Raw genomic sequence first — 13,770 nt, forward strand, 5'->3', positions numbered from 1 at the left:
TCCGGATTATAAATTCTGAAACGATTCAGAATTCAACATTCAAAATTTAAAATTATTCCTCAAGTCTTACATCAAGTCCAAGTCCTTGTAACTCGTGAAGTAATACGTTGAAAGATTCAGGAATACCAGGTTCCGGCATCGATTCACCTTTCGCAATGGCTTCATAAGTTTTCGCTCTACCAATTACGTCATCAGATTTCACAGTCAGGATTTCTCTCAGGATATTGGATGCTCCGAACGCTTCAAGTGCCCAAACCTCCATCTCTCCGAATCTCTGGCCTCCGAACTGAGCTTTACCTCCTAACGGCTGCTGCGTAATCAGTGAGTAAGGTCCGATGGAACGTGCGTGCATTTTATCATCCACCATGTGCCCTAATTTCAGCATGTAGATAATACCTACGGTTGCTGCCTGTGTGAACCTTTCTCCGGTACCTCCGTCATAAAGATATGTATGACCGAATTTAGGAAGGCCTGCTTTCTCTGTATACTCTGTAATCTGATCAAGCGTAGCCCCGTCAAAGATCGGTGTAGCGAACTTCATTCCCAGTTTCTGACCCGCCCATCCGAGAACGGTTTCATAGATCTGCCCGATGTTCATACGGGAAGGTACCCCAAGCGGGTTCAGTACGATGTCTACCGGTGTCCCGTCTTCAAGGAACGGCATATCTTCTTCACGAACGATTCTTGAAACAATCCCTTTGTTACCGTGACGTCCTGCCATTTTATCCCCTACATTCAGCTTACGCTTTTTAGCGATGTATACTTTAGCCAGCTTCATAATACCTGCAGGCAGTTCATCCCCGATAGAAATTGCGAATTTCTCACGGTTTTTAACCCCCTGGATATCATTGAATTTGATTTTATAGTTGTGAATCAACTGTTTGATCAATTCATTCTTATCGTTATCAACCGTCCAGTCTGCACCGCTTACGTTAACGTAATCTTCAACGGAGGTCAATAATTTATGCGTGAATTTAATTCCTTTACCGATAATTTCTTCATCAAGGTCATTTTTCACACCCTGAGAAGTTTTGCCGCTAACCAGTGTATTCAGTTTCTCGATTAAAGTATTTCTCAGCTCGTCAAACTTAGCTTTGTAGGTATTTTCAATCTCTTCAAGCTTAAGTTTTTCTTCGCTTCTTTTCTTTTTATCCTTAATATTTCTTGAGAATAACTTTTTATTGATCACCACCCCTCTTAATGAAGAGTCAGCTTTCAATGAAGCATCTTTTACATCACCGGCCTTGTCTCCGAAGATCGCTCTCAAAAGCTTTTCTTCCGGAGTCGGGTCAGATTCACCTTTCGGTGTGATCTTACCGATCATGATATCACCAGGCTTCACTTCAGCACCGATTCTGATCATTCCGTTTTCGTCAAGATCTTTGGTCGCTTCTTCAGAAACGTTAGGAATATCTGCTGTCAGTTCTTCCATACCCAATTTGGTATCACGGACTTCAAGAGAGTATTCATCTACGTGGATCGAAGTAAACCAGTCTTCACGAACAACTTTTTCATTGATTACGATTGCATCCTCGAAGTTGTATCCTTTCCAAGGCATGAACGCAACCACTAAGTTTCTCCCTAAAGCCAATTCTCCTTTTTCAGTAGCATAACCATCACAAAGCACCTGTCCTTTTTCCACGGTATCCCCTACTCTTACGTTTGGTCTCAGGGTAATGGTTGTACTCTGGTTGGTTTTTCTGAACTTGGTCAGTTTATATGTTTTAGTAGCAGACTCGAACTGTACCAGATCTTCGTCTTCACTTCTTTCATATTTGATAATGATCTTATCCGCATCTACGTATTCTACCGTACCGGTACCTTCAGCATTGATCAAAATCCTTGAATCTCTTGCCACCTGCTGCTCAAGCCCTGTACCTACAATCGGAGCCTGCGGCTTCAGTAAAGGAACTGCCTGACGCATCATGTTGGAGCCCATCAATGCACGGTTTGCATCATCATGTTCCAGAAACGGAATCAATGAAGCGGAAATACCGGAAATCTGGTTCGGTGCTACATCGATAAGGTTTACCTGAGAAGGTTCCACTACCGGGTAATCGCCATCCAGCCTTGCAATAATCCTGTCTGTTAGGAATTCACCGCTATCATTCAGCTCAACGTTTGCCTGGGCAATTACTTTGTCTTCTTCGTCCTCCGCATTTAAGTAGATAGGATCAGCATTAAGATCAATCTTGCTGTCAGCTACTTTTCTGTACGGTGTTTCGATGAAACCAAGCCTGTTGATTTTAGCATAGATACCCAAAGATGAAATCAAACCGATGTTTGGTCCTTCCGGAGTTTCAATCGGGCAGATTCTTCCGTAGTGGGTATGGTGAACGTCACGAACCTCGAAACCTGCTCTTTCTCTTGATAAACCGCCGGGCCCTAGGGCAGAAAGCCTACGCTTATGCGTGATTTCTGACAATGGGTTAGTCTGGTCCATAAACTGAGAAAGCTGGTTGGTACCGAAGAATGAGTTGATTACCGATGTTAACGTCTTTGCGTTAACAAGGTCCAGCGGTGTAAAAATTTCGTTATCTCTAACGTTCATCCTTTCCTTGATGGTTCTTGCAATTCTTGAAAGACCTACGCCGAACTGTCCTGCCAACTGCTCACCAACCGTTTTAATTCTTCTGTTTGATAAGTGGTCAATATCATCAACATCAGTTTTTGAGTTTACTAACTCAATTAGGTGTCTTACAATCGCAATGATATCTTCTTTTGTAAGCACTTCAGTGGTAGTCGGGATGTTTAGGCTTAACTTTTTGTTCAGTCTGTAACGTCCAACTTCACCTAATGAATACCTCTGCTCAGAGAAGAATAATTTTTCAATAATTCCCCTTGCCGTTTCCTCATCGGGCGGATCTGCATTTCTTAACTGACGGTAGATATATTCAACCGCTTCTTTTTCAGAGTTGGTTGGGTCTTTCTGTAACGTATTCTGGATGATAGAGAATTCGTTTGAATTTTCTTTGTGAATCAGTATTGATTTCACCCCAGCGTCCAAGATAAGATCCAAGTGTTCTTTTTCAAGAATTGTTTCTCTGTCCAGGATGATTTCATTTCTTTCGATAGAAACCACTTCACCTGTATCTTCATCTACGAAATCTTCGAACCATGTGTTCAAAACTCTCGCAGCCAATGTTCTTCCTTCTACTTTTTTAAGGGCGGCTTTAGAAACTTTCACTTCTTCGGCAAGGTCAAAGATCTGAAGGATATCCTTATCAGATTCATAACCGATCGCTCTCAACAGTGTAGTTAACGGTAATTTTTTCTTACGGTCGATATACGCGTACATTACGCTGTTGATATCGGTTGTAAATTCCATCCAAGATCCTTTGAAAGGGATAATTCTTGAATAGTAAAGTTTGGTTCCGTTCGCGTGGTAAGTCTGTCCGAAGAATACACCGGGTGAACGGTGAAGCTGCGTAACAATAACTCTCTCAGCACCATTGATGATGAAAGATCCGCTAGGCGTCATATAAGGAACCGGGCCTAAATATACATCCTGAACCACGGTCTGGAAATCCTCGTGCTCAGGGTCTGTACAATACAATTTAAGTCTTGCTTTAAGAGGAACGGAATACGTCAGTCCTCTTTCCACACACTCATCAATTGAATAACGCGGAGAATCTACCAGATAATCCAGGAATTCCAATACGAATTGGTTTCTGGAGTCTGTAATCGGGAAGTTTTCCTGAAAAGTCTTGTAAAGACCTTCATCCGTTCTGTCTTCAGGAAGCGTATCCAGCTGGAAAAACTCTCTGAAAGACTCAATCTGGATATCCAGGAAGTCAGGAGTAATGATTTTTCCTTTTGCTGAAGAGAAATTAATTCTCGGCGTTCCCTTAGTTGTTGCTGTTGTTTTACTCATAAAACTTTTAAAGAAAGGGTTAAAAAATATTTTGATTTACAAAAAATATCAGAAAAAGGCAAAAAGCAAGTTAAAAATCAAAAGGTTAAAGTGTTTTTGGCGCTCACAGAGGACCTCAATTTTTTTTAAACTCAGCACTTGGCTCTTTCTAACTGCAACGCTGGTATATCTTTTCACAGCGTAATGCAAAATATTTTTATTACTTCTGGGCAAGGCCTGTCATAATATCTATAAACACGAAATCCCTTTCACTTTTATGAAAGAGCTGTTATTCAGTATTTTATAGATGTATGTATAATTATTCGCGCCAAAAGAGAGGCAAAGATACAATAATTTATCCGGAATAACAAATAAACTATTTCATAATGAATCAGTTAAGACTTGAATGAATATAAACCGCCCGTACCCTTAGCCCCGATAGAAGCGGCTACCCCGCAGCAGCCGGGCCTCAGGAGCGTGCGAGGAGTAAAAGCGGATAGCGGGATAAAGCTCCAAATAAATATCCGGAATTAAATATTTCTCCTGAAGTGAGCAATAACAGAAACTTTCAACAACAAAAAAGCCCGGACACTTATGCCCGGGCTTATATTTTAAGGTAAAAAACCAGAATTATTTCAATTCTACTTCAGCACCAGCTTCTTCCAATTGCTTTTTAAGCGCTTCAGCTTCGTCTTTAGAGATCCCTGTTTTGATTGCAGCAGGAGCACTGTCTACGATATCTTTAGCTTCTTTAAGACCAGCACCAGTTAAATCTTTTACCAATTTAACGATTGCTAATTTAGAAGCACCTGCAGCTTTAAGAATTACGTCGAATTCAGTTTTCTCTTCAGCAGCTTCACCTGCACCACCTGCAGCAACTACTACAGCAGCAGCAGCCGGCTCAATTCCGTACTCGTCCTTAAGGATAGCAGCTAATTCGTTTACGTCTTTTACGGTTAAGTTTACTAGCGTTTCAGCTAAATTTTTTAAATCTGACATTGTTGTAATGTTTTTGTTGATTATTTATTTAATTTTTTGAGTGTAATTATTCAGCAGCCGGAGTTTCTTCGGTGCTTTCTGCGGATGCTTCAGGAGCGTCAGCAGTTTTTTCTTCTTCAGCAGGAGCCGCTTCTTCAGCGTTTGCTTCTGCAGATTCAGATTTATTCTGAAGAGCAGAAACCACTCTCTGGATTGGAGACTGAAGCAATCCGATGATTTCACCGATCATTTCTTCTCTTGACTTAATGCTTACTAAAGCATCAAGGTTGTTGTCACCAACATAGAATGTTTCCTGTACAAAAGCAGACTTCAATGCCGGCTTTTCTTCTTTCTTTCTGAAGTCTTTGATTAATTTTGCAGGCGCGTTTGCCGTTTCAGCAATCATCAAAGCAGAGTTTCCTTTAAATGTTTCAAACATTTCAGAGTAATCCACACCTTCAATCTGCTCCATTGCTTTTTGTAAAAGTGTGTTTTTCACTACTTTTACTTTAATATTCTGCTTGAAAGCCTGTCTTCTGAAATCTGAAGATTTAGCAGCGTTCAAACCGTCAAGATCAGCTACATAAACTACTTTAGCATCCTGAAGCAAATCTTTGATCTCTTGTATTGCTACAACTTTTTGGTCTTTTGTCATTGTCTTAAGGATTATAATTAGTTAACAGCTTTAGTATCGATTGCAATACCCGGGCTCATGGTAGAAGACAGATAAATGCTCTTCACATAAGTACCTTTGGCAGCAGTCGGTTTCATTTTAATCAATGTAGAAATTAATTCCTGAGCATTTTCCCTGATTTTGGCAGCATCAAAAGATACTTTACCGATACCTGCGTGGATAATACCGTATTTGTCTACTTTGAAGTCAATTTTACCTGCTTTTACTTCAGTTACCGCTTTACCGATTTCCATCGTTACCGTACCTGATTTCGGGTTAGGCATCAAACCTCTTGGTCCTAAAACCCTACCCAAAGGTCCTAATTTACCCATAACAGCCGGCATGGTAACAATAACGTCAACATCTGTCCAGCCTTCTTTTATTTTCTGTAAATATTCGTCAAGACCTACATAGTCAGCACCCGCTTCTTTAGCCTCTGCTTCTTTATCCGGAGTTACCAAAGCCAGAACTTTGATGTCTTTACCGGTACCGTGAGGAAGAGATACTACACCTCTTACCATCTGGTTAGCTTTTCTAGGGTCTACACCTAAACGTACAGCGATATCTACGGAAGCATCAAACTTTGCCGTGTTCACTTCTTTTACAAGAGCTGAACCTTCCTCAAGGTTATAGATTCTTCCTTTTTCTACTTTGCTTAAAGCTTCTTTCTGCTTTTTAGTCAATTTTGCCATTTCAATACGTTTTAAGCGTTAGCTGGTTTAGTTCCTGTTACTCTCAATCCCATAGATCTTGCAGTACCTGCCACCATAGAAATAGCTGAATCCATTGTGAAGCAGTTAAGGTCGCCCATTTTATCTTCAGCGATTTTCTGAACCTGAGCCCAAGATACAGCACCTACTTTGTTTCTGTTCGGTTCACCGGAACCTCCCTTGATTTTAGCTGCATCCATCAACTGGATCGCTGCAGGTGGAGTTTTAATTACGAATTCAAAAGATTTGTCTTCGTACACTGTAATTACTACAGGTAAAACTTGCCCTGGCTTATCTTGGGTTCTCCCGTTAAATTGCTTACAAAACTCCATGATGTTCACACCTGCAGAACCCAATGCCGGGCCTACTGGTGGAGAAGGGTTAGCTGCGCCACCTTTCACCTGAAGTTTTACCATTTTAAAGACTTTTTTAGCCATTTTTTGTTTTTTAAATTTGAATAATTAATGAGTTTGGAAGCATTATTATTCAGCAGGTTACCCATTCTCACATTAGATGAACCTACTTTTCGGATTGCAAAAGTATAAAATATTTTTGGAATAGCAAATACTTAACTCATTAAAGTTCAGAAATTAATACATAAACCAAATTATACATCCTCAGTACCGGTTTTAATAAAAATTACCGTTTATTGCTAAACGGTAATTTATCTTTGTGAAAACAGAAGCCTATTTTGTTTTATTATTGCCGTAATTCAGCACGGTATTCAATAAGGATTATTATTTTTTAATAAACTTCTCAGTTATCGTTCTCGTCCTGGTTTTTACTTCCAGCAGATACATTCCGGCCGGGATGGACTGAACATCAATCCTTTTGTTATTCTGTCCAACGGTTATGATCTTCTGTCCGGATGCGTTATATACCGATACTGAGGTTATTTCATCATGGGTCTGTATATTGATAAAATCCCCGGTCGGGTTAGGGAAAATCCTGAATGCATCGGAAGCTGCCGGATTATTGTCTACGGCTTTTGAAGCAGGTATCGTCATTTCCTTTTCTGTACTTTTCAGGTTTGGCAAGACGGTATTATCCGCATATACATAAAAATACCCGTTATCAATCTTCGTATCCGGTAAAATCAGGCAATAGCCGGTTCCTTCCACTTTGATTCCTTTCCAGCTGGCATTGTTGGCAGAACTCACCTCTGCGCCTTCAATGATAAAGCTGCTCCCGCTTTTCACCACTACCCTGCTTTCAGGTGCCATGATCAGTTTACACGTTGTTTTCAGGCTGGAATTGTTATCAATCTTAACATTGGAATAGTTCCTGAAATCAATATCCCAAAGCTGATTGGAGTTTACATTGATATTGGTCGTTTTAAAGGAGTCTTCTGTGAAATACTGCCTTGCATTTGTTATTGATGCATTCTGAAACATCAATGAAATGTCTTCACTACTCAGATAATCATGATTTCCGGAAGAATAGCTCATGATATTTGATCCACAGTCATGATGGTATAAACCTAAATTATGGCCTAGTTCATGTACCATTGCCCTTGCTCCAATATCCGAATAGTACCATTCTTTGACAGTTTCCCAGGTAGGACTGCCGAAAACCGGATTACCGACAGCATAATTTTTTCTTTGAAGGAAACCATTATAAATATCAGGCCAGAACTGTCTTAATTTATCATTGAACTGATTATAAGAAGGAAATTCAGAAGCAGCCCATCCAATAGGGGACTGGCTATAATTCCCTACCTGATGCTGAGAATAGATCTGTCCGTTATTAGAAAAAGTGATGTTAATTCCCGGAGGAATGCTTGGGTCGTTATCATAATAAGAATAATAATAGGTAGAACCCGGAATTAAAACACTGTTATTATCATAAGGATCATTAGCAGCAGGATTAAAACCGGTGATTAAAAAATCCCATGCAGGATCTACCTTCCAGATTTTATTCACAATAACCCTGATTTTCGTATCAGCTATCTGCTGAGAAGAATTTTCACATCCGCTTACCGGATTCCCGAGGTTTCCCAGACGATAGTTGATCAGATCAACCATACTGTTGAGAAAAGATATATGCTCAGGATTATTCTGTTCAAAATTCCCTGTACCGTCCGGTTTAGTAGGGAAAATAAAATTTAATTTTATATATATGACATTATCGTTTACCGATGGAATATATAATGGGTTATCATGATAATTTTGATTATAATACGGCGAAGTATTGCCGCAGTTCATATTCAAAGTCTGCATGCTGTTTTTCACGGAGTTTTCAATTTCCGTTGCCTTCGTGTCTTTCTGCATTGCACAGGCAACGTCAAAAGGATTTTCCTTCTGTGCTTTTATGCCGGTAAAAGCAACTGTCAAAAGTATGAGGAAAAATAGATTCTTCATCATCACTTTGTTTTTTCAATTAGCTTTATCCTTTCTTCCTGTGCCTTTACTTTTTCGTTCATCTCAATTAAATGCAGTGTCAGCTCTTCAACTTTTTTCAGCAGGATGACATTCATTTCTTTCAGCTCCACACCATTTTTCACCGCTTCTTCTGCAGAGGGCACTTCCGGTAGATGTTTATTTTCATTGATATAAGATTTTACTTCTTCCAATGGTTTCAACTGATAATCTTTGTCAAAAACATAATCTGCCCAGCCGCTGGCGGATGCAATTTCCACTTTGATCTTTTCGGTTTTTATGCCGTCTTTTACAAACAGCCTGTAGGTATTGCAGTCTGAACAGGAAACCATTCCCGTATTGTTCCATGCTACCCCCATCAGTATTTTACCGTTTTCGCGGGCACTGAATACAGGATACTGCCAGTTTGAAGATGACAGGGTCAGAAGGCCGACATCATTGGCCTGGCTCTGCGAACTTGAGATCCAGACGATATCAGTACCAGCGTTTCTGTTGGGTGAATTGTCAATAAAATCTACGCCGTCACCGCTTACGGTATTGGTATGAAACAAAAAGGTCCCCTGCCCGATTTTAAATCTTTCGGTATTGTTTGTTTTAAAGGTCAGGTCTTTGGCATCAAGGGTTCCGAGGAAGCTTGCAGGAGGATTTGTTCCGTTATTCCCGGTTAATGACCAGCTTTGTGCTTTATTAAGCGTTACGCACGAGATAAGTGCCAGAAAAATTACTTTCTTCATATTAATTTGAATTATGGTTATATTTAATTTTCTAAATTTACTAAATAATTCGTATTTCTTAAGAAAATGTTAAAATTATTTTTAAAAAAAATAAATTCATTACTCGGCTCCTCTGCAAAATTCCCTCTTTCCTATGTAATTCCGGTTTATCACTGTGTTTCTGACGAATACCTGCCTCACATCAAACACATTATCAATTATAAAAACACAAAAGATTTTGAAAATGATCTTGATGATATGCTTAAGAAATTTGAATTCGTAACGTGGGATTTTTTCAAGGACCATTATAACAGGCCTGCCCAAAAGCCTTACGCACTCCTTACGTTTGATGACGGGCTTTATGAATTTAAAGAGTTCGTTATGCCGATTCTTTTAAAGAAAGGGATTTACGCCGTTAATTTTATCAATCCGGCTTTTACAGACAATTCAGACATGATGTTCCGGTTGAAAGCCAGCCTGATTATAGAAAAAATGACGGATAAAAAGTACACCATCCCGGAACCGGTTCTCAGCAGGCTAAGCCAGAAAGATCATAATAAAAACAAAGCCATCAGCAGTATACATGCCATTCGCTACGAAAACAGGTATCAGTTAGAACATTTGGGAGAGATGATGGATCTGGATTTTGAAAAATACAGGACAGGCAGAAAGATCTACATGGATGCTGATGATTTAAAAGCTGCGCAGGGAAAGGGATTTGGCATTGCCTCGCACAGCTGGGACCATCCTTATTTTGCTCACCTTCCGCTGAATGAACAACTGCATAATATCCGGAAATCATTAAGCTACATCAAAGAAAACGGGCTTCTGGAAGAATGCTTTGCCTTTCCGTTTACGGACTTCGGGCTTACAAAGGAGCTGTTTGTTAAATTATTTGCTGAGAATGAATCTCTACGGCTGACCTTCGGTACGGCAGGCGTAAAGACTGACGGCTTTGAAAAGAATCTTCAGCGTATTCCCATGGAAAACGGCCTGTCTGCCAAACGGGAAATACAATTTGAAACCAACTACTTTCAGTTAAAAAAAATATTCAATAAAAACACAATCATTAGATGATTTCACTGCAAACCTATAATAAATCTCAATTAAAAGAACTGGTCATTTCCGAGCGGTTCCGCCAGTTTCCTTTCTGCCCTATATCGGTTCACAGGGCACAGTCCCATATCAGCAACCCAGCTGCCGGTGATGAGGATACTCTGCTGATCCTTGCTTTTGAGCAGCAGGATTTAGCAGGATACATCGGTATCTTACCTGATATGATTAACAAAGCACAACAAACAGTCAAGACCGGATGGCTGAGTACGATTTTTGTGCATCCTGGTTACCGCGGGAAAAAAATTGCCCAACAACTCCTGCAAAAAGCCTGTGATGAGTATCTGGGCCATATTATTATTACCGAATTTACCCCTGAAGCCGGAAACATGTATATGAAAAGCAATCTTTTCATTCCTAAGGAGTCATTACAGGGGCGGGCCTATTATTTTCGATCTGATCTTCATAAAATACTTCCTGTAAAAAATAAAAAATGGAGCAATTTTAAGCCGGCCCTGAAAATACTGGATGATGGAATTAATGCATACGTAAAGATCATGCACAGAACCAGTAGCCATGCCTTTCAGAAGTTTGAAATCATAAAGAGCCTGGATGAAGAATCTGCAATATTTATCAGCACAAACCAGACATACAACAGCTTTAACAGGAATACCGCAGAAATCAGCTGGATTACCGGTTATCCCTGGATACTGAACAGACAGCCATATGAGCCTGCCGACTATCAGTTTTCGGCATTCGATAAAAAGTTTGAATACGTATTTATTAAAATTTACACAGGTGCTGTGCTCAGTACTGTATTGATGCTTTCCGTACGCAACGGTACGGCCAAACTTTATTTTGCTTTCGGCAGTAAAGGTAAAGATGCCGGTGTAAGTGCACAGATTTTAGATGCATACATCAGAAAGGAAAACATTTCAATCCTGATCAGCTTTGATCAGGAAGTCAATAAGCATCTGGATAAGATCCGTACTTTATATAAAAAAGACCGACAGAGGCATTTCCTGATGCATAAAAACCTTGACCAGGTCTTGGGAAATAATTTTGGGTTCAATGTTGCTGCCGGAGACGGAGATGCAGTTTTCACATAAGAAAAGCCGTTCAGTATCTGAACGGCTTGACTTTCTTTATTTTATTTTAAAAGCATTACACTTTTTCTACCTGCATATAGCTGAGTTCCATTGGCGTCTTTCTTCCGAAGATAAGAACCGAAACCTCGATTTTCTTTTTGTCCTCAAGGATTTTTTCCACTGTTCCGTTGAATCCGTTGAACGGCCCGTCAATTACCTTAACATTCTCACCCACGATATACGGGATTTCAACATCGCTGGCAAATTCTGAAAGCTCATCCATCCTTCCCAACATCCTGTTAACTTCAGATTTTCTCATCGGGACAGGATCTCCTCCTTTGGTTAAGCTCAGGAAAGAAATAACACCGGGAATATTTTTGATTGCGTGAGGAATTTCTCCCATCAAATCTGCTTCTATCATTAGGTATCCAGGGTAGTAAGGCCTTTCTTTAGGAACTTTTTTGCCATTCCTGATCTGAATTACCTTTTCCATAGGAATAACTACCTGAGTAACATACTGCTCAAACCCTAAACGCTTGATTTCTGTCTCAATATAGTTTTTCACTTTATTTTCCTGTCCGCTGATTGCTTTCAGCACATACCATTTCAATTCGCTCATTGTGGGAAAATACTTTATTATTAATTGAATACGTTGATAAGCATTCCTATGATGTTGCTGATTGCTTTGGAAAACAATTCATCAACCCCAAAAGTAAATAATGCCAGAATTACTGTTGCAACCGTCACTACAATAGTAGAAGACTGCAGATCAGACCATTTCGGCCATTCAACTTTATGTCTGAATTCGTTATAAGAACCTTTTAAAAAATCGATTAATGAACTCATAATTATTATTTGCACGGGCACAAGGATTCGAACCCTGATCAACGGTGTTGGAGACCGGTATCCTACCATTGGACGATGCCCGTAGATTAAAAAGGTTTCGTAAGTTTCCTTACGGAACCTTTTATATTATTTTAGAATTAATCTAAGATTTCAGTAACCTGACCTGAACCAACTGTTCTACCTCCTTCTCTGATCGCAAATCTAAGACCTACGTTAAGAGCGATTGGCTGTAACAATTCTACAGTGATCTCTAAGTTATCACCAGGCATTACCATTTCTACACCTTCCGGTAAGAAGATTTCACCTGTAACGTCAGTAGTTCTTACATAGAACTGAGGACGGTATTTGTTGTGGAACGGAGTGTGACGTCCACCTTCTTCTTTAGAAAGGATATAAACTGATGCTTTCAGTTTTTTGTGTGGCTTCACAGAGTCTTTCTTAGCGATTACCATACCTCTCTTGATGTCGGTTTTTTCAATACCTCTTAACAAAAGACCTACGTTATCACCAGCTTCACCTCTGTCTAGGATTTTTCTGAACATCTCAACTCCTGTAATGGTAGAAGTTAATTTTTCATCACCCATACCAACGATATCTACAGGATCACCTGTGTTGATGATACCAGCTTCAATTCTACCTGTTGCTACAGTACCTCTACCTGTAATAGAGAATACGTCTTCAATCGGCATTAAGAATGGCTTTTCAGTATCTCTTACCGGCTCTTCGATCCAGGTATCAACAGCATCCATCAATTCTTCAACACTTTTAAACCACTGATCATCAGTATTTACCGGAGTTGCAGTAGCAGCAGTAAGTGCACCAAGTGCAGAACCCTGAACTACAGGAGAATTATCACCGTCGAAATCGTAAGTAGACAATAAGTCTCTCAATTCCATTTCAACAAGTTCTAATAATTCAGCATCATCCACCATGTCAACTTTGTTCATGAAAACAACGATTCTAGGTACGTTTACCTGACGGCAAAGTAGAATGTGCTCTCTTGTTTGAGGCATTGGTCCGTCTGTAGCAGCACACACAACGATAGCACCGTCCATCTGAGCAGCACCTGTTACCATGTTCTTAACATAATCCGCGTGACCTGGACAGTCAACGTGAGCATAGTGTCTTTTTTCAGTTTCGTACTCGATGTGAGCTGTATTGATAGTAATCCCTCTTTCTTTTTCTTCCGGAGCAGAGTCAATAGCAGAGAAATCTTTTTTCTCAGCAAGACCTTTGCTCGCTAATACAGCACTGATCGCTGCAGTAAGTGTAGTTTTACCATGGTCAACGTGACCAATAGTACCAATGTTCAAGTGTGGTTTGTTACGATTAAACGTTTCCTTTGCCATGATGTAAATTATTTATTTATTGTTTTTCAAATTTTCGGTGTGCAAATATAATGATTTTTTAAATACTATAAACTTTTTGATAAAAAAAGTTTTAATATCCAAATCAATATCGTACAGACCTTATGTATC

The 13,770-nt window shown here is 39.8% G+C and carries 12 protein-coding genes and 1 tRNA gene; 2 read left to right on the plus strand and 11 right to left on the minus strand.

Features of this window, described 5'->3' with window-relative positions; genetic code table 11:
* Positions 1–52: 52 nt before the first annotated feature.
* The 7 genes from rpoB to SD427_RS16165 form a co-directional block, all read right to left on the minus strand.
* Complete coding sequence (gene rpoB / locus SD427_RS16135; protein ID WP_320558820.1) at positions 53–3,874, minus strand: DNA-directed RNA polymerase subunit beta; 3,822 nt, start codon at positions 3,872–3,874, stop codon at positions 53–55.
* Positions 3,875–4,483: 609 nt separating this feature from the next.
* Positions 4,484–4,852, minus strand: coding sequence for a 50S ribosomal protein L7/L12 (gene rplL, locus SD427_RS16140; protein WP_320558821.1), 369 nt, complete (start codon positions 4,850–4,852; stop codon positions 4,484–4,486).
* Positions 4,853–4,898: 46 nt separating this feature from the next.
* Positions 4,899–5,486: a 50S ribosomal protein L10 gene (gene rplJ, locus SD427_RS16145; protein ID WP_027388018.1), complete on the minus strand. Its 588-nt coding sequence runs from the start codon at positions 5,484–5,486 to the stop codon at positions 4,899–4,901.
* A gap of 17 nt (positions 5,487–5,503) precedes the next feature.
* On the minus strand, positions 5,504–6,196 hold the full coding sequence (gene rplA / locus SD427_RS16150) for a 50S ribosomal protein L1 (protein WP_320558822.1): 693 nt from the start codon (positions 6,194–6,196) through the stop codon (positions 5,504–5,506).
* 11 nt (positions 6,197–6,207) lie between these two features.
* Positions 6,208–6,651, minus strand: a complete 444-nt coding sequence (gene rplK, locus SD427_RS16155; RefSeq protein WP_320558823.1) for a 50S ribosomal protein L11 — start codon at positions 6,649–6,651, stop codon at positions 6,208–6,210.
* Between the two features lie 300 nt (positions 6,652–6,951).
* Positions 6,952–8,577 carry a zinc-dependent metalloprotease gene (locus SD427_RS16160; protein ID WP_320558824.1) on the minus strand — a complete coding sequence of 542 codons (1,626 nt, stop codon included), beginning with the start codon at positions 8,575–8,577 and terminating at the stop codon, positions 6,952–6,954.
* A complete protein-coding gene (locus tag SD427_RS16165; RefSeq protein ID WP_320558825.1) occupies positions 8,577–9,326 on the minus strand; it encodes a hypothetical protein in 750 nt (249 codons plus the stop codon). Before SD427_RS16165 ends, SD427_RS16160 begins: the two co-directional genes overlap by 1 nt.
* A gap of 66 nt (positions 9,327–9,392) precedes the next feature.
* Here SD427_RS16165 and SD427_RS16170 point away from each other — a divergent pair, with 66 nt between their 5' ends.
* Together SD427_RS16170 and SD427_RS16175 are read left to right on the plus strand one after the other, a co-directional pair.
* On the plus strand, positions 9,393–10,382 hold the full coding sequence (locus tag SD427_RS16170; protein ID WP_320558826.1) for a polysaccharide deacetylase family protein: 990 nt from the start codon (positions 9,393–9,395) through the stop codon (positions 10,380–10,382).
* Complete coding sequence (locus SD427_RS16175; protein WP_320558827.1) at positions 10,379–11,467, plus strand: GNAT family N-acetyltransferase; 1,089 nt, start codon at positions 10,379–10,381, stop codon at positions 11,465–11,467. The genes SD427_RS16170 and SD427_RS16175 overlap by 4 nt, the downstream gene beginning before the upstream one ends.
* Positions 11,468–11,522: 55 nt before the next feature.
* On the opposite strand, the gene nusG is transcribed toward SD427_RS16175, so the two are convergent.
* From nusG to tuf, 4 genes are all read right to left on the minus strand, one after another.
* Positions 11,523–12,065 carry a transcription termination/antitermination protein NusG gene (nusG, locus tag SD427_RS16180; protein WP_027388021.1) on the minus strand — a complete coding sequence of 181 codons (543 nt, stop codon included), beginning with the start codon at positions 12,063–12,065 and terminating at the stop codon, positions 11,523–11,525.
* Positions 12,066–12,085: 20 nt separating this feature from the next.
* Complete coding sequence (gene secE / locus SD427_RS16185; RefSeq protein WP_320558828.1) at positions 12,086–12,292, minus strand: preprotein translocase subunit SecE; 207 nt, start codon at positions 12,290–12,292, stop codon at positions 12,086–12,088.
* Between the two features lie 12 nt (positions 12,293–12,304).
* Positions 12,305–12,375 (minus strand) — tRNA-Trp (locus SD427_RS16190).
* A gap of 54 nt (positions 12,376–12,429) precedes the next feature.
* Positions 12,430–13,641 (minus strand): elongation factor Tu, encoded by a 1,212-nt coding sequence (tuf, locus tag SD427_RS16195; protein ID WP_056220687.1) that lies wholly within the window; start codon positions 13,639–13,641, stop codon positions 12,430–12,432.
* Positions 13,642–13,770: the final 129 nt, after the last annotated feature.

This window comes from Chryseobacterium sp. JJR-5R, assembly GCF_034047335.1.
Classification (GTDB): Bacteria; Bacteroidota; Bacteroidia; order Flavobacteriales; family Weeksellaceae; genus Chryseobacterium.

Coding starts and splice junctions, on each gene's coding strand:
- rpoB (WP_320558820.1), bottom strand. CDS start 3,874: ATGAGTAAAACAACAGCAACAACTAAGGGAACGCCGAGAATTAATTTC.
- rplL (WP_320558821.1), bottom strand. CDS start 4,852: ATGTCAGATTTAAAAAATTTAGCTGAAACGCTAGTAAACTTAACCGTA.
- rplJ (WP_027388018.1), bottom strand. CDS start 5,486: ATGACAAAAGACCAAAAAGTTGTAGCAATACAAGAGATCAAAGATTTG.
- rplA (WP_320558822.1), bottom strand. CDS start 6,196: ATGGCAAAATTGACTAAAAAGCAGAAAGAAGCTTTAAGCAAAGTAGAA.
- rplK (WP_320558823.1), bottom strand. CDS start 6,651: ATGGCTAAAAAAGTCTTTAAAATGGTAAAACTTCAGGTGAAAGGTGGC.
- SD427_RS16160 (WP_320558824.1), bottom strand. CDS start 8,577: ATGATGAAGAATCTATTTTTCCTCATACTTTTGACAGTTGCTTTTACC.
- SD427_RS16165 (WP_320558825.1), bottom strand. CDS start 9,326: ATGAAGAAAGTAATTTTTCTGGCACTTATCTCGTGCGTAACGCTTAAT.
- SD427_RS16170 (WP_320558826.1), top strand. CDS start 9,393: ATGTTAAAATTATTTTTAAAAAAAATAAATTCATTACTCGGCTCCTCT.
- SD427_RS16175 (WP_320558827.1), top strand. CDS start 10,379: ATGATTTCACTGCAAACCTATAATAAATCTCAATTAAAAGAACTGGTC.
- nusG (WP_027388021.1), bottom strand. CDS start 12,065: ATGAGCGAATTGAAATGGTATGTGCTGAAAGCAATCAGCGGACAGGAA.
- secE (WP_320558828.1), bottom strand. CDS start 12,292: ATGAGTTCATTAATCGATTTTTTAAAAGGTTCTTATAACGAATTCAGA.
- tuf (WP_056220687.1), bottom strand. CDS start 13,641: ATGGCAAAGGAAACGTTTAATCGTAACAAACCACACTTGAACATTGGT.